25 protein-coding genes, 1 tRNA gene and 1 riboswitch are annotated in these 24,872 nt (G+C 38.8%); of the genes, 17 read left to right on the forward strand and 9 right to left on the reverse strand.

Going from position 1 to position 24,872, the window contains the following annotated elements:
* Positions 1–93 precede the first annotated feature (93 nt).
* The 8 genes from ACTQ45_RS04555 (at position 94) to guaB (ending at position 7,901) form a co-directional block, all read left to right on the forward strand.
* Complete coding sequence (locus tag ACTQ45_RS04555; RefSeq protein ID WP_441751668.1) at positions 94–1,068, forward strand: hypothetical protein; 975 nt, start codon at positions 94–96, stop codon at positions 1,066–1,068.
* 418 nt (positions 1,069–1,486) lie between these two features.
* The gene (gene rsmG / locus ACTQ45_RS04560; protein WP_441751666.1) at positions 1,487–2,206 is read left to right on the forward strand and encodes a 16S rRNA (guanine(527)-N(7))-methyltransferase RsmG; all 720 of its coding nucleotides are present in this window, start codon (positions 1,487–1,489) and stop codon (positions 2,204–2,206) included.
* 20 nt (positions 2,207–2,226) lie between these two features.
* On the forward strand, positions 2,227–2,991 hold the full coding sequence (locus ACTQ45_RS04565) for a ParA family protein (RefSeq protein ID WP_441751664.1): 765 nt from the start codon (positions 2,227–2,229) through the stop codon (positions 2,989–2,991).
* Positions 2,981–3,865: a ParB/RepB/Spo0J family partition protein gene (locus ACTQ45_RS04570; RefSeq protein ID WP_441751662.1), complete on the forward strand. Its 885-nt coding sequence runs from the start codon at positions 2,981–2,983 to the stop codon at positions 3,863–3,865. Before ACTQ45_RS04565 ends, ACTQ45_RS04570 begins: the two co-directional genes overlap by 11 nt.
* Before the next feature lie 39 nt (positions 3,866–3,904).
* On the forward strand, positions 3,905–4,102 hold the full coding sequence (locus tag ACTQ45_RS04575; protein ID WP_441751660.1) for a DUF951 domain-containing protein: 198 nt from the start codon (positions 3,905–3,907) through the stop codon (positions 4,100–4,102).
* 62 nt (positions 4,103–4,164) lie between these two features.
* The gene (gene ychF, locus ACTQ45_RS04580) at positions 4,165–5,265 is read left to right on the forward strand and encodes a redox-regulated ATPase YchF (RefSeq protein ID WP_441751658.1); all 1,101 of its coding nucleotides are present in this window, start codon (positions 4,165–4,167) and stop codon (positions 5,263–5,265) included.
* Between the two features lie 15 nt (positions 5,266–5,280).
* Positions 5,281–6,123, forward strand: coding sequence for a DUF1129 domain-containing protein (locus ACTQ45_RS04585; protein WP_441763052.1), 843 nt, complete (start codon positions 5,281–5,283; stop codon positions 6,121–6,123).
* 302 nt (positions 6,124–6,425) lie between these two features.
* The gene (gene guaB / locus ACTQ45_RS04590; protein WP_441763053.1) at positions 6,426–7,901 is read left to right on the forward strand and encodes an IMP dehydrogenase; all 1,476 of its coding nucleotides are present in this window, start codon (positions 6,426–6,428) and stop codon (positions 7,899–7,901) included.
* An 83-nt stretch (positions 7,902–7,984) separates the two neighbouring features.
* Here the strand turns inward: guaB and ACTQ45_RS04595 are convergent, their stop codons facing one another.
* Entirely contained in the window at positions 7,985–8,425 is a 441-nt protein-coding gene (locus ACTQ45_RS04595; RefSeq protein ID WP_441751653.1) for a hypothetical protein, read from the reverse strand.
* Between the two features lie 240 nt (positions 8,426–8,665).
* Between ACTQ45_RS04595 and ACTQ45_RS04600 the strand changes: the two genes are divergently transcribed.
* From ACTQ45_RS04600 to ACTQ45_RS04625, 6 genes are all read left to right on the forward strand, one after another.
* Complete coding sequence (locus ACTQ45_RS04600; RefSeq protein WP_441751651.1) at positions 8,666–9,355, forward strand: response regulator transcription factor; 690 nt, start codon at positions 8,666–8,668, stop codon at positions 9,353–9,355.
* Entirely contained in the window at positions 9,345–10,541 is a 1,197-nt protein-coding gene (locus ACTQ45_RS04605; protein WP_441751649.1) for a sensor histidine kinase, read from the forward strand. Before ACTQ45_RS04600 ends, ACTQ45_RS04605 begins: the two co-directional genes overlap by 11 nt.
* Complete coding sequence (locus tag ACTQ45_RS04610) at positions 10,528–11,880, forward strand: serine hydrolase (RefSeq protein ID WP_441763054.1); 1,353 nt, start codon at positions 10,528–10,530, stop codon at positions 11,878–11,880. The genes ACTQ45_RS04605 and ACTQ45_RS04610 overlap by 14 nt, the downstream gene beginning before the upstream one ends.
* 44 nt (positions 11,881–11,924) lie before the next feature.
* Entirely contained in the window at positions 11,925–12,449 is a 525-nt protein-coding gene (gene msrA / locus ACTQ45_RS04615) for a peptide-methionine (S)-S-oxide reductase MsrA (RefSeq protein ID WP_441763055.1), read from the forward strand.
* Between the two features lie 200 nt (positions 12,450–12,649).
* On the forward strand, positions 12,650–13,270 hold the full coding sequence (locus ACTQ45_RS04620; RefSeq protein ID WP_441751643.1) for a carbonic anhydrase: 621 nt from the start codon (positions 12,650–12,652) through the stop codon (positions 13,268–13,270).
* A 68-nt stretch (positions 13,271–13,338) separates the two neighbouring features.
* A tRNA-Thr gene (locus tag ACTQ45_RS04625) sits at positions 13,339–13,411 on the forward strand.
* 50 nt (positions 13,412–13,461) lie between these two features.
* On the opposite strand, the gene ACTQ45_RS04630 is transcribed toward ACTQ45_RS04625, so the two are convergent.
* The gene (locus tag ACTQ45_RS04630; RefSeq protein ID WP_441751641.1) at positions 13,462–14,358 is read right to left on the reverse strand and encodes a DMT family transporter; all 897 of its coding nucleotides are present in this window, start codon (positions 14,356–14,358) and stop codon (positions 13,462–13,464) included.
* Positions 14,359–14,527: 169 nt separating this feature from the next.
* The gene (locus tag ACTQ45_RS04635; RefSeq protein ID WP_441751639.1) at positions 14,528–14,770 is read right to left on the reverse strand and encodes a hypothetical protein; all 243 of its coding nucleotides are present in this window, start codon (positions 14,768–14,770) and stop codon (positions 14,528–14,530) included.
* A gap of 191 nt (positions 14,771–14,961) precedes the next feature.
* Here ACTQ45_RS04635 and ACTQ45_RS04640 point away from each other — a divergent pair, with 191 nt between their 5' ends.
* Together ACTQ45_RS04640 and ACTQ45_RS04645 are read left to right on the forward strand one after the other, a co-directional pair.
* Entirely contained in the window at positions 14,962–15,993 is a 1,032-nt protein-coding gene (locus tag ACTQ45_RS04640) for a family 20 glycosylhydrolase (RefSeq protein WP_441763056.1), read from the forward strand.
* A 12-nt stretch (positions 15,994–16,005) separates the two neighbouring features.
* A complete protein-coding gene (locus ACTQ45_RS04645; protein ID WP_441751635.1) occupies positions 16,006–16,311 on the forward strand; it encodes a MetQ/NlpA family ABC transporter substrate-binding protein in 306 nt (101 codons plus the stop codon).
* Between the two features lie 230 nt (positions 16,312–16,541).
* Here ACTQ45_RS04645 and ACTQ45_RS04650 read toward each other — a convergent pair whose 3' ends face one another.
* The 6 genes from ACTQ45_RS04650 to ACTQ45_RS04675 all read right to left on the reverse strand — a co-directional run bounded on the left by ACTQ45_RS04650 (position 16,542) and on the right by ACTQ45_RS04675 (position 23,750).
* Positions 16,542–17,765: an LL-diaminopimelate aminotransferase gene (locus tag ACTQ45_RS04650; RefSeq protein ID WP_441763057.1), complete on the reverse strand. Its 1,224-nt coding sequence runs from the start codon at positions 17,763–17,765 to the stop codon at positions 16,542–16,544.
* Positions 17,766–17,775: 10 nt separating this feature from the next.
* Positions 17,776–18,651, reverse strand: coding sequence for a diaminopimelate epimerase (gene dapF, locus ACTQ45_RS04655; protein WP_441763058.1), 876 nt, complete (start codon positions 18,649–18,651; stop codon positions 17,776–17,778).
* Between the two features lie 94 nt (positions 18,652–18,745).
* Positions 18,746–18,891, reverse strand: a riboswitch (Lysine riboswitch).
* Positions 18,892–18,973: 82 nt separating this feature from the next.
* Positions 18,974–20,320, reverse strand: a complete 1,347-nt coding sequence (gene glnA, locus ACTQ45_RS04660) for a type I glutamate--ammonia ligase (RefSeq protein ID WP_441751629.1) — start codon at positions 20,318–20,320, stop codon at positions 18,974–18,976.
* Between the two features lie 972 nt (positions 20,321–21,292).
* Positions 21,293–22,069 (reverse strand): ABC transporter permease, encoded by a 777-nt coding sequence (locus ACTQ45_RS04665; protein ID WP_441763059.1) that lies wholly within the window; start codon positions 22,067–22,069, stop codon positions 21,293–21,295.
* Between the two features lie 2 nt (positions 22,070–22,071).
* Positions 22,072–22,857, reverse strand: a complete 786-nt coding sequence (locus ACTQ45_RS04670; RefSeq protein WP_441763060.1) for an ABC transporter permease — start codon at positions 22,855–22,857, stop codon at positions 22,072–22,074.
* Positions 22,854–23,750, reverse strand: coding sequence for an ABC transporter ATP-binding protein (locus ACTQ45_RS04675; protein WP_441763061.1), 897 nt, complete (start codon positions 23,748–23,750; stop codon positions 22,854–22,856). Before ACTQ45_RS04675 ends, ACTQ45_RS04670 begins: the two co-directional genes overlap by 4 nt.
* Before the next feature lie 306 nt (positions 23,751–24,056).
* On the opposite strand from ACTQ45_RS04675, the gene ACTQ45_RS04680 reads away from it, so the two are divergent.
* Complete coding sequence (locus ACTQ45_RS04680) at positions 24,057–24,842, forward strand: PHP domain-containing protein (protein WP_441763062.1); 786 nt, start codon at positions 24,057–24,059, stop codon at positions 24,840–24,842.
* The last annotated feature ends 30 nt before the right edge of the window (positions 24,843–24,872 follow it).

Raw genomic sequence — 24,872 nt, forward strand, 5'->3', positions numbered from 1 at the left:
CTTTATTGATGTTTAGATTTTATTGCCTTAAATTCACACTTTCGTCATATTTTTCTGATAAATTAACATTTAACAAGTATAAGGAGGATTGTCATGCGCAAAATTAGAACAATTTTTACAGCCTTACTTTTAGCCTCGGTGATAGTATTAGCTGTGTCAAAGCAAGAAACGAATTCATGGCAACTTCCAGAGGATATTCTAGCTAAAGAAAGAAACAATCAAAATCATGAGACACAATCACATCAAGGTTTCCCTGAGGAAATAGAAGGTGTGTGGGAAGTGACAAAATCAGATGGTACTGCCCAGACTTTAACGCTGTACGGTTCTCAATTATCCGTTCATACACAAGAGACTGGTAGTGTCTATTACGATAATATCGTGACACAAATCCAACAAGACTCCCCCCTCATGGCGAATCCTAATGCGACAAAAAGCTACGCTTTAGTTTGGGATATTAATGCCTTCATTGAACGATACGGAGAAAATAATTTGCCTGATAATCAAGCGCCCTTTACTTTAGCATATGACGAACAAAATGATCAGCTTTCCACCAGTTCAACGCTAATTTATAAAAGAAATAAAGAAGCTGAATTAGTTCAGCAATTAAAAACTCAATTGGTTGAACAACTACCCATTAACAGATTACAATTAGCTGCGATTAATTCTCAAATTTTGTTAGATTTATGGGAAGCCGCCCAGTTAAATGAGTTAGAAAATGAAGCGTTAAGTTTATATTTATACAAAGGCTTGCAAGCTCATTACCCTGAATTATCTTTACTTGCTCAAGCTGACATTAAGGATTATCAAGCATTAGTGGAAGAATTAATGAAACGAAACGGCTTAACCTATGAAGAAATAAATCAAGCGGGGCCAGCAAAGTTATGGGCAACTTATGAAAGACTAAGAAAAGAAACGTTAGCTGAAGGTGCTAGTAATGAAGTTAACATTGAAACTCAATTGCCGGTGATTATGGAAGCTTTACAGGTTGAATTAACAAGCCTTCGAGCAGACTACCAACAAGCAGTCATCGAAAGAGAAAAGCAAGAAGCTATTATCATTTCGCAATGAGGATAAGGTTGATAAATAACATAAGATAAATAGCTCAAGGAAGCTTTCTAGATTTATTTGTTTAGAAATTGATAGACAGCCCTTGCACTAGATCTAACTGCATTCTAAAGAATAGCATTCTGATTCACATAAAGGAGTCTCTTTCGAGGCTTCTTTTTTGGCTTAGAAAAGGTAAATAAATTGATGATAGGCTTTGGTGAACGATTGTGAAAACCTCCTTCAACTTTTAAAGAATTGACCACTTAGGTAGGAGCACGAGAGCTACAGAAATAAAGGTTTCTGTTGCTTTTAAATACAAGTCTTTTCCTTTAAAAAATGTAGAGATTTCATTGCTATTGAGCTAGTTTTCGGGTAAAGTATAAAGGTGTGTGAAACATTCTTGTTTCACAGAAAATATGTAAAATAAGGGGCTGTCATCATGACAACTGAAGAATTTGTCCAAGCTTTAAGCGAGCATGGAATCACTCTTACTCCTGAGCAAGTTAACCAATTTGAACTGTATTATGAGTTACTGGTTGAATGGAATCAGAAAATTAATTTAACAGCTATTACGGAGAAAAAAGAAGTCTTTTTAAAGCATTTTTATGATAGTTTAATGCCATTATGGATGATGCCATTAGAAAGCTATGCCGTGAGTTTATGTGATGTAGGAGCAGGAGCTGGCTTTCCAAGTATACCTCTAAAAATAGTACATCCTGAATTAAAGGTCACCATTGTTGATTCATTAAATAAACGTATCATCTTTTTAGAAGAATTAGTGAGTGCTTTAGGCTTAAGTGACGTGCAATGTGTTCACGGGCGTGCTGAAGATGTTGGACAAAATCCACAGTATCGCGGTCAGTTTGATGTCGTTACTGCCAGAGCCGTCGCAGCGTTAAACGTTCTAAGTGAATTTTGCTTACCACTTGTTAAAAAAGGTGGAAGTTTCCTAGTGTTAAAAGGTGCAAAAGCAGATGAAGAAATCGAACATGCTCGAAAAGCACTCACTGTGCTTGGGGCGAAGTTTGAACAACAGGCAAGTGAGTTATTACCGATAGAAGAGAGTGAACGCACGATTCTATTGATTAGAAAAACACTTGATACACCAAAGAAATATCCAAGAAAAGCTGGTAAACCAGCCAAACAACCAATTATTTAATAAGTTAGGGAGGATACAGCATGGGGAAAATGATTTCGATTGGAAACCAAAAAGGTGGCGTAGGTAAAACAACAACTACAGTCAATTTAGGAGCTGCCCTAGCACAATTAGGCAAAAAAGTGCTAATTATCGATTCTGATTCACAAGGTAATGCAACGAGTGGATTAGGCGTCGAGCGTGGTCAAGTGAACAAGAGTCTGTATGAGATTTTAGTCGATCAAGAGCCGCTTGAAAATTGTATTCTACCAACATCAAGCGAAAACCTAGATATTGTTCCTTCTACTATTTCTTTAGCTGCAGCAGAATTGGAACTCGTTAACGTTAAAGACCGTGAATTACGTTTGAAAGAAGCCGTTAATCCAATCCGCGATAAATATGATTATATTCTTGTGGATTGTCCGCCTTCTTTAGGGCAATTATCAATCAATGCTTTTACAGCGAGTGATACGATATTGATTCCTGTTCAAGCAGAATATTATGCCTTGGAAGGTTTGAGCCAGTTATTGAATACAATTCGTCTCGTTCAAAAAAGCTATAACCGACAATTTAGAATTGAAGGTGTTCTGATTACGATGTTAGACGCCCGTACCAATCTAGGCTATGAGGTTGTTGAAGAAGTACGTAAATATTTCCGAGAAAAAGTGTATAAAACGATTATTTCACGTAACATTCGTTTATCAGAAGCACCTTCTTACGGCCAGTCAGTATTAGATTATGATCCACGTTCTCGTGGCGCTGAAATGTACTTAGATTTAGCAAAGGAAGTGATTTCGAGTGGCGAATAAACCTAAAAAAACAGGTTTAGGTCGTGGAATGGAAGCTTTATTTACAGCTTACGAAGAAACTCCGACAGATAATGAAATCGTCGAAGATATTCCTTTAGACCAAATTCGACCTAATCCTTATCAACCACGTAAACATTTTGATAAGATTGCCTTACAAGAATTAGGCGAATCAATCAAACAAAGTGGTGTATTCCAACCAGTTATCTTGCGTAAATCAATGATTAAAGGTTATGAATTGATTGCAGGTGAGCGACGTGTTCGTGCGAGTCGTTTAGCAGGTAAAACAACGATACCAGCAATTGTTCGTCAGTTAGACGAAGAAAGAATGATTGAAATTGCGGTCGTTGAAAACTTACAAAGGGAAGATTTAAGTCCTTTAGAAGAAGCTGAAGCATACAGCATGCTGATGGATAAATTAAATTTAACTCAAGCCGAAGTAGCCGATCGTATGGGCAAGAGTCGTCCCTACATCGCGAACTATCTTCGTTTATTAACACTTCCAGAAGAAATCAAGCAAATGGTAACAGAGGAAAAAATGTCAATGGGTCAAGCAAGAACCATACTAGGATTAAAAGACAAAAGCCAAATGATACCAGTCGCTGAAAAGGTTGTAAGAGAGCATTTAACCGTTAGACAATTGGAAGAACTTGTGCAACAATACAATCAACAAATGCCGATTCAACCGAAGAAAAATGAAAAAACTGATAAAGTTGCCAAAGCTCCTCATATCGTCGAAATTGAACATCAAATGCAAGAACGCTTTGGAACAGGTGCTTCAATTAATCAAAAGGGGGATAAAGGAAAAATCGAAATTGAGTTCTTATCTCAATCAGATTTAATCCGTATTCTGGAGATGTTAGACATTCAGTTGTGAAGCGTTACAATCTGACATTACTTTATTGGAGGAAGCAAGATGGAAAAAAAATACGATAAATTTGATACTGTTGAAATGCGCAAGCCTCATGCCTGTCAAACTAATCGCTGGCAAATCGTACGTATGGGAATGGATATCCGTATTAAATGTGAGAATTGTGGACATGTTGTCACAATGACACGCCGTGATTTTGAAAAGAAAATGAAAAAAATACTTGTGAAACACGAAGAAAACTAGTAACAACCGTTTGAAACTATTAACATAAATAGAATTTTTACAGAAGAAAGAGAGTGCCACCTATGTCATTAACAGCAGGAATCGTTGGTCTTCCAAACGTTGGGAAATCAACACTTTTTAATGCAATTACAAAAGCAGGCGTTGAAGCTGCGAACTATCCTTTTGCCACTATCGATCCTAACGTTGGTGTGGTAGAAGTACCAGACCAACGTTTAAATGAAATCACTAAATTAGTTAAACCTAAAAAAACAATTCCAACTACGATTGAATTTACAGATATCGCTGGAATCGTAAAAGGTGCTAGCCGTGGTGAAGGTTTAGGGAATAAATTTTTAAGCCACATTCGTCAAGTCGATGCGATTTGTCACGTTGTTCGTTGTTTCGATGACGGTAACATTACTCACGTATCGGGTAAAGTTGATCCAATTTCAGATATTGAAACAATTAACTTAGAGCTTATCTTAGCTGACTTAGAAACGATTGAAAAAAGAATGGCTCGTGTTGGTAAATTAGCCCGTACAAAAGATAAAGAAGCAGTTGCTGAAATGGAAGTTTTAGAAAAACTTAAAGTCGCATTGGAAAATGATCAAATGGCCAATTCACTTGAGTTTTACGATGCTCAATTACCTTATGTTCGTAACCTATTCTTATTAACACGCAAGAAAATGTTATATGTAGCGAATATTGGCGAAGACGAAGTGACTGACTCAAGCGATAATCCATACTTAGCACAGGTGCGTGAGCTTGCAGCAAGTCAAGGCGCAGAAGTAGTGCCGGTATGTGCACGTCTTGAAGAAGAGATTGCTGAACTTGATGATGAAGAAAAAGCCATTTTCTTAGAGGACTTTGGAATTGAAGCGTCTGGTTTAGATCGTCTAATTCAACATGTTTACTCTCTATTAGGCCTGGCGACTTACTTTACAGCTGGTGAGCAAGAAGTTCGTGCTTGGACATTTGTTCAAGGAATCAAAGCGCCTCAAGCTGCTGGTATTATCCATTCAGATTTCGAACGTGGCTTTATCCGTGCGGAAACTGTTTCTTATGATGACTTAGTCACTCATCAAAGTATGGCTGTAGCCAAAGAACATGGCCGTGTGCGTTCAGAAGGTAAAGACTATGTCGTTCAAGATGGCGATATTATGTTATTCCGCTTTAACGTTTAAGAGAGGACATAATTTATGAGTAAAGAAACTGAAAAAAATACCCCCATTGTAGATCCAAACGAAGCAGATAAAATTCAAGCAGCTAAAGATGCGATTAAAGCAAGTACTGGGACGAAAGTTGAGACTAATGCTAACGTTGTAGAAACGACTCAAGTCAGTCCAGTTGCCCCAGTCGCTGTTAATCCTTTACCTGGATTAGAGTGGGATGAATTTAATCAATTGACGAAAAGAAGTCAACAATTCTTAGTATCCATTGATAAGAAACTAACGGATGGCGGCTTGACTGAAGCGGTTAAAATGCCCATTTACACAGAAATGTTAGAAACTTTAATTGAAGGCCAACAAGTAGGACAAACGGCTCGTCAAATTTACGGCACGCCGACTGAATGTGCAACGTCAATTTTAAATCAGAATTTTCAAGATCAAACAGAAGTGACTCGTTCACCTGATTGGCAAATTGCTTTGGATGGTGGCTTAATCTTAGGATCAGTTTTCACTTTTATCGTGGGACTGTCTATGATGAATGCAAATGCTGAGCAACCTGAAGCGGTCTTATCTATGGGACTAATCACTTTAATCTTGAATTACTTAGTGGCCGGTTGGGCGATGCTTCAAACGTCAAAAGTAATGCCTAATATGGAAGCACCAAAAGGTAAAAAAGGTTACTTCAAATATTTCGGAGTATCCTCACTATGGATGATTGTTTGGGTGGCAGTAGTGACCCTATCCGCAGCCTTTATACCATCAGTTATTAACCCTATTTTCCCTCCAATGGTTTATATGGTTATCGGAGCGGCGACATTTGGCTTACGTTTCTACTTGAAGAAACGTTATAACATTGTCGGTGGCGTATTTTAAGTTTAAGTAAATATTATTTTATAACACGAACATTCTAGTGAGGCAATTGTCTGTAATCTTATGCCCTTTATCAGAATTCTCTCAATCTGAAATTTAAAGATGATTGACGAAGGATATCTGTCTGAATGTTCGTGTTTTTATTTTACCTAAAATTAATTTGTGTGACGAACATCGTTGTGTCGATGATTGCTAAAGCCAAGAGTTTGATGAGGGATTTATAATGTTCATATTTTACTTGCATGTCGGTCGGTAAAATGATAACTTAGTAAAAATATATTCAAAAAAAATTAGGAGGCGTGCAAATGACTGCATGGGAAACAAAGTTTGTTCGAGAAGGTTACACATTTGATGATGTATTATTAGTGCCAGCGAAAAGTGAAGTGTTGCCAAATGATGTAGATCTTTCAGTAGAACTATCTCCCAACTTAAGGTTAAATATTCCAATTATTAGTGCAAGTATGGATACGGTCACTGATGCTGATATGGCGATTGCGATGGCTAGACAAGGTGGTTTAGGTGTTATTCACAAAAACATGTCAATTGAACAACAAGCGCATGAAGTAAAAAAAGTAAAACGTTCAGAAAATGGTGTTATTCTTGATCCTTTCTATTTAACGCCTAATCACACGGTTCATGATGCAGAAGAATTGATGTCACGCTATCGTATTAGTGGAGTGCCAATCGTGAAAAGTTTTGAAGATAAATTATTAGTAGGTATTATTACTAACCGTGATATGCGATTTGTCACAAACTTTACTTCGCCAATTGGAGAAGTGATGACTCAAGATAACTTAGTAACTGCACCAATTGGAACCTCTTTAGAAGAAGCGAAAGAAGTTTTACACCGTCATCGAATCGAGAAATTGCCAATTGTTGACACAGAGGGTAGATTATCAGGTTTAATTACGATTAAAGATATTGAAAAGGTCATTCAATTCCCTCATTCAGCTAAAGATGAACACGGTCGTTTATTGGTTGCTGCAGCGATTGGTGTAACATCCGATACTTTCGAACGTGCGGAGGCTTTAATTCAAGAGCAAGTAGATGCGATTGTTGTGGATACTGCTCACGGTCATAGTGCAGGTGTGATTCGTAAAATCAAAGAAATTCGCGAAACTTATCCAGATGTAACGATTATCGCAGGGAACGTTGCCACAGCGCAAGCGACACGTGAATTATTTGAAGTGGGTGTTGATGTGGTAAAAGTGGGGATTGGTCCTGGATCAATCTGTACAACCCGTGTAGTTGCAGGTGTTGGTGTGCCACAATTAACTGCAATTTATGAATGTGCATCAGCAGCCAAGGAATATGGCAAGACGATTATTGCGGATGGTGGGATTAAGTATTCTGGTGATATCGTGAAGGCTTTAGCAGCAGGGGGGCACGCCGCTATGCTAGGGAGTATGTTAGCAGGAACAGACGAGTCTCCTGGTGATTTTGAAATTTATCAAGGCCGTCGTTTTAAATCTTATCGCGGGATGGGAAGTTTAGCAGCGATGGAAGCTGGCTCTAGCGATCGCTACTTTCAATCTAAAAACGAAGCGAAGAAAATGGTACCAGAAGGTATTGAAGGGCGCGTTCCATACAAAGGAAGCGTCACAGATATTATTTTCCAAATGGTTGGTGGTATTCGTTCAGGTATGGGTTATACAGGTTCAGCTGACTTGAAAGCATTACGCGATGAAGCACAATTTATCCGTATGAGTGGTGCTGGCTTGATTGAGTCACATCCGCATGATGTAAACATAACCAAAGAAGCGCCTAACTATTCAAGATAATAATAGTCACTAAATAAACAGCATGTTTTCGATCAATTCATCGAAGACATGTTGTTTTTGCTTAGGTGTTTAATTGAGTTTCTCTAAGCGTTATTTTCATGATAAAAAATTTGCGAAGCATAGAAGAAGATGCCAGCTAAAGCATAACTAAAGGCTAATACTTGGAATATGCTCCCGATTGAAAAATTCAACATCAATAAAAGCATAGCTAAAAAGAAGCCCGACGCAAAGGTGATCGAGCAGTTTCTTAAGGAACGCAATACAAGCAGTTGGTCACGGTCCTCTTTTCGTTCGGCAGGATGTCTTGTTCGCAAACGTCCAAAGAGATATAAGACGGTAAAAATAGCGATTTGAACCGCAAAGGTCATTAACAGGGTTCGTATAAAAAAAGCGCCCCATAAGTAAATTTGAGTTTCGAAAGCTAGTGCGCTTCCAGTTACTTGACTTTGTTGGAAAAACTGCCAAGTGAAAATAACCAAGTGTGCGATTAAATGAATAATCGCAGGAATTGATTTTTTAGTCATAGTGAAACCCCTTTCTTTGTGTGCATAGCAATTATAAGTCATATTTGGCCTGATGTGAAATTATTCCGATTTGACGAATATTTGTAGTAAAACAGCATAATGTTTAACATGTGATGAAAGTGTGAAACTTTGATGTAATCTTTGATAAAGAAAGCGTTAAAATGTTAATCGTGCTAAAATAGGGTATAATAAAAGAGAGAGTATTTACATGAAAGATTGATAGAGAAGGAGTTGAGTATAATGCGAGTTTTAATTGTAGATGACGATCGCGAAATTGTTGAATTACTTAATATTTATTTAAAAAATGAAGGCTATGATGTAGTGAAAGCTTATAATGGCCAGCAAGCGTTAAATTATATTAAGAACGATGAAGAAATTGAATTAGTGATTCTTGATGTGATGATGCCTAAGATTAATGGAATTGAGGTAGTTGAGAAGCTTCGTGAAGCCAATCATAGTATCCCAGTCATTATTCTGAGTGCTAAATCTTCTGATAATGACAAAATTCAAGGCTTAATTTCTGGTGCCGATGATTATGTAACGAAACCCTTTAATCCTTTAGAAGTGATTGCGCGTGTAAAATCTTTACTGCGTCGTCAGCATAAATATACTGAAACTGAAGAGCCTGATACAGTGGAAGCTGGTCCGCTGATTATTAAGAAAGAGTCTCATGAGGTCAAAACAATCACGGGTAAGGCGATTCAATTAACAGCCTTAGAGTTTGGGATTCTCTATTTATTAGCGAGTCATCCGAATCGTGTGTTTAGTGCGGAAGAGATTTTTGAAGCTGTTTGGAATCAGGAAAGTATTGTAAGTGCAAAAACTGTAATGGTTCATGTGAGTCACTTACGCGATAAAATCGAATCGGCAACGGGTGGCGAAAAAGTCATTCAAACCGTTTGGGGCGTAGGTTACAAAATTGAAGGCTAAAGCGAGTCAAAGTCCAGCAATCCCTGAGACTAGATTATCGCGTAGTGAAAAATTCGAATTAGTACTAGAAGCAATCGTAACACTCTGGATAGTATTCTTTTTCTATTTGAGTGTTATTTTGCTATTCTCAGCTATTATCGATTGGGAACTCGATTTCTTGGAGCTAAAAACATTACGTGTTCAATTTATGTTGACGGAAAATCGATTGTTAAATATGTTTTACCTATTCAGCGTCTTGTTGATCGTCATTTCGGCTTTATTAGTATGGTGGCGCATTAAGCGTCGTTTGCGAATTGTTCATCTCGGACATGTATTTAAGCAACTCGAATATATTACAGATGGTCATTATGATTACCGTATTCCAGATACAAACTTAGGTAATTTGAGTTCGGTAGTGACGAGTATTAATAAACTTGTCGACAGTACAGTTGAAGCGATGGAAGAAGAAAGACGGATTGAGAAGACGAAAGATGAGTTGATTACGAACGTTGGTCACGATATTCGTACGCCATTGACGTCCATCATTGGTTACTTAGGTTTAATTGAGAATAAACAGTATCATAGTGTCGAAGAAATTTTAGACTATACGCATACGGCGTATACTAAAGCCTTACATATGCAAACCTTGGTGGCTGAGTTATTTGATTATGCGTCTTCTAGACAAACAACCTACGTTCTTCAACCAAGTAAAATCCAATTAAAGTTATTTATGGAGCAGTTGGCAGCCGATTTTGAATTATCTGCTGAAGAAAAAGGTGTGGCGATTGAAGTCAGTGTGCAGCCAGAAACCTTAACAGGTGATTTTGATGTTGAGAAGATGGCCCGAGTTTTTAATAACTTGATGGTAAATGCATTAAAGTATGGTTATGGGGCAACAGTGATTAAAATAAATGCTTTTTATTTAAAAAATCATCCGCAGAGTCCGAAGACAATTGTGTACGAAGTGAGAAACAATGGAGCACTCATTCCTGAAAAGGATTTGAAGCAAATTTTTAATCGAACCTATCGAACGGATCAATCGCGCCACTCGGATGAACCAGGTAGTGGTTTAGGTTTATCAATCGTAAAGAATATTGTTGAATTACACGGCGGTCAAGTGTATGCTTTAATAGATGCAGATGAATTAGTTTTCCGAATTGAAATGCTGCAAACATATAATTTAGGTGACGCGAATGAAAATAAATAAACAATTGAAACAATTTTTTAGCGGTTTGCTTATCGTCTTGATTTTGCAAACCGTCTTTGTCAGTCCAAAAACAAGTCTGGCAGCCATAAACCAAGCGATTCCAGAAACGAGCGCTCAATCCGCGATGGTGATTGACGCAACCAATGGTCAAATTTTATTTGAACAAAATTCAGAAGAAGCCGTTGAAGTGGCCTCTATCAGTAAATTATTGACGATTTACATCGTTTTGCAAGCGGTTGAAAAGGGTGAAATCGACTTAGATTACCAAGTGCCTATCTCTGACTATGCTTATGCTGTTAGTCAGGACTACGATGTTTCTAACGTCCCTTTAAGACAAGATGAGTTATACACGGTCGAAGAGCTAATTGAATCTGTTATGATTTCCCTATCTAACGGATCAACAATTGCATTGGCAGAGTTGGTGTCAGGATCTGAATCTGACTTTGTTAAACAGATGAATACTTACTTGGAGAATTGGGGAATAATGAATGCCTCAATTATTAATGCGACAGGTTTGAATGGAGCTTATGATCCAACCGATGCTGAGACCATTGATAGAGGTCCCCAAAACATGCTATCAGCTGAGGCAGTTGCGATTATCTCCTACCATCTTCTCAAAGATCATCCTGAAATTTTAAAACATACCCAAATTAATCGAAAACTATTTAAATATGGCACCTCAGATGAATTTGAAATGACAAATTACAACTTGATGTTACCAGGTAGAACGTTTGAATTTGAAGGCGTTGATGGCTTATTGACAGGTTATTCAGCTAAAGACGGTGGAAGTTTTGTTTCCACGATTATTCGTAATGACATGCGTATTATTAGTATTGTATTAGGGGCACAAGGCACAGAATCGCGTTATCATGAAACGAAAAAACTATTTGATTATGTTTTTTCAGCTTATATGACAGAGGAAATTATTAAGCAAGGCGATGAAGCAACACAAGTTTCGCAAATAAAAGTGTCGAATGGTAAAATCAGTCCCGCTCCGATGCGCTACGGCGAGAATTTAAATTTAGTGGTGCCAGTAATTGATACAGCCCCTCGATTGGAATACGAATTTATTCCTAATGATCAGATTAATCAAATAGGCGAATTGACTGCACCGCTTGAAGCTGGAACTGTCATTGGCTACGTTTCTATTAATATTACAGACCAAGCAATTCGTTATTTAAGAACAAGTGCCGCTTACGATACCGGCGGCGTACCGGTTGAAATTGCTGAAACAATTGAAGTAGCTCCTTGGTATTCACAAACTTGGCAGATTATTACTGAATCAGTAGGCAATGGTTGGGACAGTACCCGACGCTTCTTCACGGACATTTTTAATTAAATCTGTTAGGATGAGTAAACGATAGACAGAAAGGATGTTATACAATGTGTAAGAAAGAAATTGCGATTTTAGCTGGAGGCTGTTTCTGGTGTATGGTCAAACCATTTGATCAATGGGATGGCGTAGAATCTGTCATTTCAGGCTATACAGGTGGACATCTACCGAATCCAACCTATAAGGATGTATGTACGGGAAGGACAGGACATACTGAAGCAGTCAAAATAACCTACGATCCATCAATCATTTCATATGAAGAGATTTTAGATATATACTGGCAAATTATGGATCCTACTGATGCAGAGGGTCAATTCGTTGATCGTGGCTCATCGTATCGTCCAGAAATCTTTTACACAAGTCTTGAGCAAAAAGAAGTAGCAGAAGCATCTAAAACAGCCCTTGATCAAAGTGGTCGTTTTGACCGTCCGGTTGTTGTGCCGATTACAGCAGCAACAGAATTCTATGATGCAGAAGACTATCATCAAGACTTTTATAAAAAAGATCCCATTCATTATGAACGTTATTCACGCGGATCAGGACGTCATGCTTTTATCGAGAAGCATCAAGACTAAACATTAAAAATTGTTTTAAGTAATCGCTCTGGCTTGATATTCATAATTTTGAGGTGTAACATTATTTTATTGAATTAAATTTATTTGATAAGATAAAAGTACTTCCTTTTATAACTTAATAAAAAATAAAGACGTTTGTTGAGTGAATTGCAGCTAACAAACGTTTTTAATTTTTACACAATATGCCAGGAGGCGTTCAAATGCGCGATATTTACGAAGCACTGAAGCAATTTAAAGCGAAGGATTATGTACGTAATCAAAAGCTTTATGAAACATTAAGTCAGACACAAACGCCCCACACTTTATTTATTGGATGTTCTGATTCAAGGGTAAGTCCGGAACGCTTATTACAAGCTTATCCAGGCGAGGTTTTCCACATTCGCAATATTGCAAATATTGTTCCCCCAGCGGGACAAAGTGTGAAATATGCTTCAACAACTTCTTCGGTTGAGTATGCAGTAGAAGTACTAAATGTAAAAAACATCATTGTTTGTGGGCATTCAAATTGCGGCGGTTGTGCGGCCAGTATTAATCCTCCAAGTAATATTGATAAACTTCCTTATACGGATATTTGGATTTCTCAGATTAATGCATTAAGAGATCAAATAGCGGATGAGATGGCCGGAGAAAGTTTTGAAGAACAAGCGACTCATTTAGAGAAAGTGAATGTTATTCAACAATTATCTAACTTGTTAACCTTCGATAATATTCGTGAACGCGTGGCCGATGGTCAACTCACATTAAATGGTTGGCATTACAATATTGGGACCGGAGAGATTTCGATTTATAATCAAGAAAAAGAAGTCTTTGAGGTATTTTAATAATAAATTGATATTGCTTTTTCTTACTAACTAATGTATCATATATTTTAGTTTGAAAAAGCAATAATGCCGGCTTAGCTCAGTTGGTAGAGCATCTGATTTGTAATCAGAGGGTCGAGGGTTCAAGTCCTTTAGCCGGCATAAAAGTAAAAAGTTGAAGTTGACCTAGGTCAGCTTCAACTTTTTTTTGTTTAGCTAAAGACTTCTGATTTAGGCCTTGTGTTTCGACGTTTACTTAGCCGATTAGCAAAGAGTTCATTACTCAAGGCTGAACCTAGTATTAAAATCGTTCCTAAGACCTGAACGAGTGTTAGACCTTGTTTTAGGATGATTGCAGACAGGAAAATCGCTGTGATCGGGTCAATGTAACTTAAGATTGACGACGTTTGAGTAGGCAGTTTATTCATAGCAGAAAAGAATAATTGATAAACTAAGCCAGTGTGAATCGTTCCAACAAATAACAGTAAACCGATGATTTGTGGTGTCCAATTGACAGCACTAATATCTTCCGTAAGTAAAATATACGGCACCATTACGCAAGCAGCAACGAGTAGTTGGAAGAATGTTAACTCAAGTCCTGATAAACCTTTTGTTTTCTTGTTAAGAATGATAATACTCGCATATAAAACAGCGGCAGCTAGTCCATAACCTACTCCAAGAAGATTACTTTCTCCTCCAGATAAGACACCAGAAATTAAAACTGCCCCAAACATTGCAAAGCCTGTACAGATTAAGTTAAAACGCGTAATTTTCTCTTTCAATACCAAAGGTGCTAATATGACTACAAAAGCGGGTGCCATATAATAACATAAAGTAGCGATCGCAACACTAGTGTATTGATAGGCTTCAAATAGGAAAATCCAGTTAAAACCGATAGCAGCCCCTGAAATTACCAAGTATCGGCCGTTTTCTCGAACTTTAGGCCAGTTAATCGTTTTTCTTTGAATCAATATAACGAATAATAAGAACAAAGTTCCAATGACAGCTCTTGCTGCTGCAATTAGAGCAGAAGAGATTGGCATATAATGAACGAAAATGCCGATAGATCCTACAATTAACATCGCAATAATAAGTTTAAATTTCTCCATTATAACCCTCCAGCCAAATAATTATAGCTATCGTAACACACCTATAAAATTAAGAGAAGATTAAAATACAATAATAATATATATAATCAAACCAAACAAAAAGCAGAACGAGCATCAGCCCGGCCTGCTTTTAAAAAAATCTATGTCATGTTAATAAAGGTGTCTAGTGTCATTCAGGCGACTCTTCGCGGTTAGACTCTTTTAAATTATCTACTGCATCTAAATTGAATGATTCAAAATCTTCTGGTACGACATCTGCGTTCTTTTCTTCCTCGCTACGGTTTACATCTGTTTCAGGTAAGAGTGTGTTATCACTATTTTCCTTGTGAGTTCTCGCAACCGCTCGCGCTCCTGCTAAATTAGCCAAGCCTTCAACACCTGAAACGGGTCTTTCTGGATTTTCAGTTGGCATCCATGTCACCTCTTTCAAAGTTTTTTTCAATATAACATAAAAAGAAAGCGATTACTAACATTATGCCTTCAATCAAATTTAACATAGACTGCTAAATTAAACCTATTGTATGCGCTCTCTGTTGGTGTTAATTTAAAGTCAGGTTCTATTAATAGACAGAATAAATCATTTAATTTGAGAGGAGTTTTCTAATGTCACAAACACAAGTCATTGCTTTTCATTTACGCTTTGGAGATCGTCGTTTGATACCTGAACTCAAGCAATTAATCAGTCAAGTTCTAGCAACTCAGGCCGTATCTCATTTAATTTTAGAATTAGACAAATCCTTTGTTTTTACCAAACATCCCGAATTGAAGACCGGAAGCCATGCTTTAACAGAAGAAGATGCCAGGGAGTTAACTAATTTTGCTCGTAAGCATCAAATGGAGATTGTACCTTTGATGCAATGTTTAGGTCACCAAGGATGGGGAGGCAGTCGCAGTGCTTTACTAACAGCTTATCCGGAGTTTGATGAAACACCACAAACACCATTAACAGCAGAATGGCCAGAGATTTTCTGCCGGAGTTGGTGTCCTTTGCATCCTGATGTGAATCCAATCGTCTATGATATGTTAGATGAAATCATTGAAGCCTTTGATGCCAAAACCATTCATATTGGAATGGATGAAGTATACGAGATTGCGAGTGACGAATGCACAAGATGTCGAGGCAAAAATCGTGCGGATCTATTTATTAAAGCTGTCAAAGACATGCATCAACACATTGTAAAAATACATGATTTAGATATGATGATGTGGGGGGATCGATTAATTGATGCAGAACGATTTGGCTATGATAATTGGGAAGGAGATACGTTCGGCACTTACCACGCCGTTGAGCAATTACCTAAAGACATTGTCATTCTTGATTGGCATTATGATGAGCGTACTCAAGGTTATCCAACGCCAGGCTACTTTATGGAAAAAGGCTATCGAGTAATGCCTGCCTGTTGGTATAAGAATAACGTTGCTAAGCAATTATTTGAAGAGACTGCAGAAGCTGCTAAAGAGCGATCGACAGAAGATAAATATTTTGGCAGATTAGTCACATCTTGGCATCACTGGGACACAGAAGCTTTTACTGTTTTTGAACAGATAGCTAAAGGGCAGCATACAGATAATTTAGAGTTAAAACAGTTGTATCAAAGCTTACAAATCTCAAAGGACGCTAAGTATAATGTGTAAAATCAATACACTATGTATCTTTTGAAGGTTGTTGAAAAGGGTTTCATAAACTTCTATGATGACATTGAAAGTTTAGCAGCTGACTACAAAAACGTGATTGCGACACGTGGCGCAGACGTTGACAACGAATTATACGCACACATCGTAGCGTTATACCAATCAGAAACAGTAGCTGATAAATTAGCTGAAGTTTCAAACGGTGCTGACTTACCAGCTTGGACTGAAAACGACGAGTACCCATTAAGCCTTGAAGCAGCTGAAGATGATTCAAACACAACTGAAGAATCAACAGATGAAGAAGCTTCTGACGAAGAATAATATCAAAATTAATAATAAAAATAACTACTGAATAAAACATTGAGTGGCTAAACCTCGGTATAATACCGAAGTTTAGCCACTCAGTTTTTGTATAAGCTTATGGGGTTAATGGAGGTTGTATTTCGCTCGCCGTTGAATTTATCCAATGCGGTGGTCGCTTCTAGCGACTCGCTGACGTTCTTGATTTTGAAGTTCAAAGGCTTAGGTTAGCGAAGTGATTCGTTCGCCTGTTATGCTTGAGTGAAAAAACGTTGAATGCGTTCAACTGCTTGGATGGTCCGCTCGCGTGAATTAAAGGCGGTTAATCTGAAATAACCTTCGCCACTAGGACCGAAACCACTACCGGGTGTTCCAACAACTTGAGTCGCTTCGAGTAAGGCGTCGAAAAATTCCCAAGACGTCAGATGGTTTGGTGTTTTTAACCAAATATAAGGGGCATTAATACCACCGAATACGGTTGCGCCAACTGCTTCTAGGCCTGCACGAATGATACGAGCATTTTCCATGTAATAAGCGATGTGTTCGTTAATTTGTGTATTGCCAGGTTCTTGGTAACAAGCCCAACCTGCTCTCTGGATAATATAGGGCGCGCCGTTGAATTTAGTGCTTTGGCGACGTGACCATAACTTATTCAAACATTGTCCTTGGAAAGATAGTTCTTGAGGGACGACCGTATACCCTAGCCTTAAACCAGTGAAACCAGCTTTCTTCGAGAAACTTCTGACTTCAATTGCGCATTTTGTCGCGCCTTCACATTCGTAGATTGAATGTGGAATATTCGGTTCTTGAATATAGGCTTCATAGGCTGCGTCAAATAAGATTAAACTATTGTTTTCTAAAGCATAGTCTACCCAAGTTTGTAATTCAGGTTTACTCAAGGTCATACCGGTAGGATTATTAGGATAACAAAGGTAAATGACATCGACAACTTGTTTAGGAAGTTCAGGAATAAATTGATTGGCTTCGTTACTGCTTAAGTAAGTTAAGTCACTCCATTGTCCGATTTGCTCATCCCAATCGCCTAAGCGTCCAGCTAAGACATTGCTGTCGATATAATCAGGATAGACAGGGTCGCCGATTGCAATTTTATTGTTCACTTCAAACAGCTCTTGCAAATTAGCTATATCACTTTTTGCGCCATCGGAAATGAAAATTTCTGAAGCGTCAATCGCAAGGCCTCGGTCTTGGAAATCATGCTGTGCGACAGATTGGCGTAAGAAGTCATAACCACCCTCAGGACCATAACCTTGGAACGTTTCACTACTTGCCTGTTCATCGACTGCTTTATGGAGTGCGTCAATAACCGCGGGAACTATCGGCTGAGTCACATCTCCGATACCTAATGAAATAAGATCTGAGTTAGGATGCTGTGTCTTGTATTGCTCAACTTTCTGATTGATGGTTGAGAATAAATAGTTTGCGGGAATTTTCTGGTAATTCGTATTGGGTTTCATGATACTCCTCCTAGTGGGTGTTTGGGTAATAAGAGCCGGAAAAACGAGTGCGAGCAGGGCCTTCCATATAAACATCGCCTGATGTTGAAGTGTCCCAAGTGATAATTAAGGAACCACTAAGTAAATTGACAGTTACAGTATTGTCGGTGAAACCGTTAAGGATGCTAGCAACGGCAACTGCACAAGCGCCAGTGCCGCAAGCTAACGTTTCGCCACTGCCTCTCTCCCAAACGCGCATATTAATTTCATCTGAGCGAATTATTTCTGCGAATTCAGTATTAATTTGTTCAGGAAAACATTCATGATGTTCGAATTTAGGGCCGAGCGATTGTAGGTCGAGTTGCGAAATTTCGGGATGAAAAATGACCAAATGGGGATTGCCCATTGATACGGCGGTCACTTGGTAGGTAGTATTTTCTAAAGTGAATGGGTGTTGTAACCAATTGGCTTCTTTTGTTTGGACTGGGATGAGCGAATTCTCGAGAATCGGTTGGCCCATATTGACGCGAGCGCCTGTCACTTGTCCTGATTGATTGAAAATAAGTTCTACTTGCTTAACGCCACTGAGGGTTTCAATAGTCAGATGTTTATCGGACCAAAGGTGTTGGTCGTAAATAAATTTGGCCAAACAGCGGATACCGTTACCACACATCTTGCCTTCACTTCCGTCTAAGTTGAACATGCGCATCTTAAAGTCCGCAATGGAAGAGGGACGAAGGACGATGATGCCGTCACTGCCGATGCCGTAATGTCTTTCGCTCATTTCAACTGCTAAGTCATCTAAATTCGATAAATTCTCTGCTAAATCGTTAATGTAAATATAGTCATTACCGAGGCCTTCCATTTTCGTGAAGGGGATGCCTTGATTGTTTATTAAATTTGTCATTGTGTCTCACTCCTTAATTAGTTTAATAAAAATAGGACCACAAACAAAAGTCTGTGGTCCTCGGAATGGAGCGAGTAACATTCTTTTGCCGGGTAATTGTTTGCACAATCAAACTTAACTGGCAGTTAAGTTGAACAGTTACTAACCTATTATGATTAGCAACCAACGATTCATCGTTTCGGCGACTTTCCCTTTCCAGACATAATCTGTACTCTTGTCAGTCGCACCTCGCACAATTCCTTTTTATTTTTAATAGCATATCATTGTATTTAATTGACGTCAACTAATTATTATCAATCTCATTAATGTTTTGTATTTTGAATTAGTAACAGGTGAAGTATTTCTCAATTTCCCAAGGTGAGACATACATGGCAAAGTCTTTGTACTCTTGGTTTTTAGCTTTGATAAAGTTGCTCGCAATGTGTGGCCCTAATGCGTCAAGCATATCTGGTGAGGCAGCAAGCTTGTCAACCGCTTCTTTTAAAGAACCGGGTAGGCTGATGATATGATGAGCTTGGCGTTCTTCGGCCGTCATGCGATAAATGTTACGGTCAACAGGTTCTGGTGTGGCTAATTTTTCTTTGATGCCAAGCAGACCAGCTTTTAAGATAACAGCCAGTGCTAAATAAGGGTTGGCAGATGGGTCGACACTTCTCAATTCTACCCGCGTGGAATTTCCTCTAGCAGCAGGAATTCGAATCAAAGGCGAGCGATTCTTTTCGCTCCACGCGACATAGACAGGTGCTTCATAACCTGGAACCAAGCGTTTGTAAGAATTAACAGTTGGGTTACAAACGGCAGTAAAATCTGTTGCATATTTCATAAGCCCGGCGATAAAGTGCATGGCTACATCTGACAATCCAGATGTTGAAGTTGGGTCGTAAAAGGCATTGCCATCTGAGGTGAAAAGTGAAAGATTGAAATGCATACCAGAACCATTGATACCAAAGAGTGGTTTGGGCATAAAGGTTGCGTGTAAATGGTGTCGACGGGCGACTGTTTTAACGATTAATTTGAAAGTTTGGATGTTATCGCAAGCTGAGATCGCATCGGCATATTTCCAATCGATTTCGTGTTGGCCGTGCGCCACCTCATGATGACTGGCTTCGATTTCGAAACCTAATGCTTCTAACTCGAGAACAATATCTCGGCGGCAATTTTCAGCCAAGTCATTCGGTGCTAAGTCAAAGTAGCCACCGTGGTCATTCAATTGCATCGTTGGGTTTTCTTGATCATCGAGTTTGAATAAGAAAAATTCTGCTTCGGGTCCTAAATAGAATTGTTTGAAGCCCATCGCAGTCATTTCTTCAAGTACACGTTTTAAGTTACTACGTGGATCTCCTGCGAAGATGTCACGTTGTGGAGTTTCTACATCGCAAATCAACCTTGCGATTCGGCTAGTTTCGTTCTCTGTAATCGCCCAATCGAAGACGAGCCAAGTGGCTAAATCAGGCACCAAGTACATATCGCTTTCTTCGATTCTGACAAAACCTTCAATGGATGATCCGTCAAACATCATGTTGTTATCTAAAGCTTTGCTTAATTGAGACAATGGAATCTCAACATTCTTAATCGTTCCAAGGATATCTGTAAACATTAATCGAATAAAACGTACATTTTTTTCATCAGCATCTGCTAGGATACTCTCTTTTGTCCACGTATTTGTCATACTATTCCCTCCGTTATTAAATATTAAATAGAAATATTTTTTTGTATTTTGTTAGATTATAGAGGGTAAATATCTCAGAAACAACTTTTTGGTCACCTGCTATGTCATAAAATATGACGCAAAAACAGCGTTTTTAACAATATTAACTAGCGAGACGATAACATTGTGATATAATATTACACAAAATAGGTCGTGATAAATTGTTGGTAATTAAATGATAAATATTGAGGTTAGTTGGATTTAATTGTGTCAATTAAATGAAAGTTTATGGAGGTGAAAATAATTTTTTGTAAGAAAAAAAGTATTTTTTGAAAAGACAGTTGTTAATAGCAAAATAAAAGTACATAAGTTTGCAGAACATTTGTACATAACTCTGCAGGCAAAAAAGGCCTTGTTAGCTATCCCCTTATCCTCTAAAGTTACTTTTACTTGGAGGTAGAAAAGGATGCTAACAATGACCGCGATATTAATACTATTAAAAGTTTAAGAAATAATCACGATAAATCGACTAACGGTATTCCCCCAACGCTCAGTATCAATTGGCGCATAGCTAAATAAATATGCGGATCAACCTGTATGGCCCAAATCCATCAAAAAAATAGAACGAGCTAAATCAATATAAAACTTAAAGTTGCTTATAAAATAGCCAGTAAGAAAATCTCACTGGCCGCAAAGCAGGTCGAGGTTATGCTTAAGTTTTTATTATATAAGGGATTATAGGCTTTTGTTGATTTAGCAAGGCTTGTACTACTTTCAGCTTGTTGTTTTTCTAAAGTGATAGGCGCTTGCTAGTCGATTCCCCTGGACTATCGGCTATAAAAGCCATTAATCTGGTCGATTCCCTCGGACCTTCGGCTATAAAAGCCATTAATCTGGTCGATTCCCTCGGACTATCGGCTATAAAAGCCATTAATCTAGTCGATTCCCTCGGACTCGTCCGAGTTTCTTTGATAAGACCGCGATACTTATGATTTAAGAACCCGTTGATTGATAATGTTTTAAAGAAAAACGCCAAAAACCATAAACGGGAAATATAAATAACGTCGCGATTAAAGGTAGAAACATAAGATAGATCTGATTACTACGGTCAGTCAAATACAGTAATGGGTAATATTGAACTAAAGCCAATGGCACAATGAATGTCAGAAATGTCAGGACGATTTCTCCGTAAATTGAGAAGGGATACTGGCCAAATTCACGACCCCCATCCGTTAGAATGTTGATAAATTCTAACCCCTCTAAGGTAAAAAAGCAGAGGCTAGCATACAATAAGAACAGGCTTGCGAATACGATAGTAGCGCCGAACCACATGAAGAGTACGGTTAATATTTTGGCTGGGGTCCAGTTAATAGTGCTGTTGGTAACGGCCCAGATAAACAGTAAAACAGCTTGAATTAAACGACCGATTCGCGAAAATTCCATTCTTGAACCGAGTATTTGAATAAACAAATTCTTAGGTCTGACAAGCATGCGATCGAATTCGCCGTTGCTAATAATTTGCGCAAAACTGTCGAAGCCACGGGCGAATAGTTCAGCGGTCGCAAAGGCGAAGGAGACAATCGAAAAATTTAACAGCACTTCAGATAGGGTAAAGTCTGCCACTTTATAAAAACGGTGCATCATAAAGTAAACGCCCAGAAAAGAAGTAAAGGTGGCAAGAAACTGGCCGAAAAGGAGCATTAAGAAAGAAGCTTTATGCTGCAATTGACTTTTGAGTTGGATTTTTAAGTAACGTCCATATAATTTCATGCTTAGCCTCCTTGGATAACCACGCGTGTTAAGGCGTTCTTCATGAATAGCTGGCCAAATACAATCAATAGGATGAGCCAGAATAGTTGTGGAAAGATAATGGTCCACTCCTTGATGTCACCACTGTAAACTCTCAATGGTACGTTTTGCATTAGACCAAAAGGCGTTAATTCTATCACGTGTTGAATAGAATGTGGAAGGAAAGGCAAAGGAATAATGCCACCTGTTAGGAAATCTCCGATGGTCATCACAAGTGTACGTATGCCGGTTGAGGATAATAAATAAAAAGTTGAAATATAAATTAACATCAAAAAAGCGATGACTAAGCAAGTGCTTAATAACATCGTGAGTAGAAATAAAGGTAAATGTTGACTGATAGATAAACCATAAGGTTCTGGTAAGAAAAGAGCCACGATTAAAGGCGGGAAACAGCGCAAGAGTGTGCGTGCTGAGCGAAAAGCTAGCGTCTTCGCAAACCAATGTTTATACAGGCTGAGTGGTCGCACTAGTTCGTAAGCAATTTGCCCATCCGTCACGCTTGTAAAGATACTGTGGTCGAAAATCCAGACAGCGAATAAATTGAGAAATGCTTGTTGGAGCCAGATATAGTCTGTTACTTGGCTTAAGCCCATGGGAAAGGCACTTGGATTACTTTGGTAGAATGCTTTAAACATTAAAACTAACATAAAGCCCCAAGCAAATTGTGTGAGAATACCAGCGAAAGCAGCCGAACGGTACTGAAGCACACTAATGAAATGAACGCGAAAGATACTCAAATAGGCTTTCATATTTCAAACTCCTGGTAGAGGTTAACGACTAATTCTTCAGCGGTCGGCTGCTTGACCGTTAAGGAAGTTACCTCGAGTTGCTTTGCTAAGTTTTCAATCGCTTTAGCTAGCGAAAGTTGTTGCGTATCGACTTCGACTAAATAATGACCGGCTGTTTGTTCCAGTAAAGTCAGTCCAGCTTGGGCTTGGAAGTTGCCATGCACAGCTTCAATGACAATCTGTGTGTGGTCTTGTTGCCGCTGTTTTAGATCTTTCAATGAACCATCTAATAGAATGCGTCCCTTACCAATTAACAGAATTCTTTCGGTCAGTGCTTCGATATCTTGCATGTCATGGGTGGTTAGAATAATGGTGGTTTGATGTTCATGGTTCAGCTCTTGAATAAATTGACGCACAGCTATTTTGGAATGGGCATCCAGACCAATCGTAGGTTCATCTAAAAATAAAAGAGAAGGAGAATGCAGCAAAGAAGCAGCAATTTCACAACGCATTCTCTGACCTAGACTCAGTTGGCGCGTCGGAGTGGTAAGCAAATCACCAATGGTTAAACGCTCGCTCAACTCATTAAGCTTTTGGCGGTAAGCGGCTTGATCAATATCATAGATGTCCCGTAGTAATTCAAACGAATCAATCACCGGTACTTCCCACCAAAGCTGTGAACGTTGGCCGAACACTACGCCAATATTGCGCACGTGCTCCTTGCGTTTTTTCCATGGAGTTAGGCCGTTGATGACACAAGTCCCACTATCAGGAACAAGCACGCCACTCATAATCTTGATGGTACTGCTTTTACCTGCGCCATTCGGCCCAATGTAACCTACCATTTCGCCAGGTTGGATATTGAAGGTAATATCACTGAGAGCATCAATTTGAGTGTACTCTTTCTGGAACAAGGCTCTACTTGTCTGCCAAAAACCAGCCGCTCGTTTAGCTACTTTAAAACTCTTCTGAATCTGTTGTAATTCAATAATGAACTAATCGCCACCTTTCAAGACATTTTAAGGAACAATAGTGTAGCATAACACTTAACCGAAAGCGAGAATAAACCTTAAATATCATCCAAACACGCGTACCATTTAGTCTCTAAATAAAATTCAAATAGCAAACGCTTTCGTGATACCCTTTGTAAGAAAACATCTTCAACTTCCGTTATACTAAAGTTAGTCAGTGTTTAAGATTCTAATAAAAAGGAGTTTATTATGCGTTATTATGACCAACATTTACACACATATTTTTCACCGGATTCTTCAGAGACTTTTGAAAACTACTTGCTTCAATCAGATTTACCAGTCGTGACGACTGAACACCTTGATTTTTTTAGCTCAGTACAAGCCATACCAAATGTTATCCCGGATTACACAGGCTACGTTCAAAAGCTAGACCAACTCAATGCCGAATATGACAACCGATTACTCAAAGGCATCGAAGTAGGCTTCACCTACGCTGATCGCCACCGCATTGAAGACTTTCTAGCTGATAAAACTTACGACATCCAATTACTTAGCATTCACCATAACGGCCGCCATGGCTTCATGACTCTGAATCACGATACTAAATCACTCAATACTCACCTAGATGAATACTTTGACCTCATGTTAGAAGCTGTCAACCACGCGCCTTACGCCAATGTCCTCGCTCACTTTGACTTCGGCTTACGAGGCTACGATAATGTTCAACTAACAGACCTAGAACGCAAAGAAACCGTCCTAACACAAATCTTTAACAAAATGATTCAACAAGACCAAGCGCTCGAACTCAACACCCGTAGCATGTACCGCTACGACAATGCCCACCTCTATGACTACGCCATTGCCCTATATACACAACTAGGCGGCAAACTCTTTACCGTCAGCTCAGATGCTCACGTGGCAGCAGACTACCAACTATACTTCACCGACGCCTACGCCATGTTACGCCGACACAACGTCCAACACCTCGCCACATACCAAAACCAAACCATCCAACTCGTTGACCTCCCCAACTAAATCCCCCAACCTTGCTTAACCAAAGCAAGG

The organism is Fundicoccus sp. Sow4_D5 (assembly GCF_052116365.1).
In the GTDB taxonomy this organism is placed as follows: Bacteria; Bacillota; Bacilli; order Lactobacillales; family Aerococcaceae; genus Fundicoccus.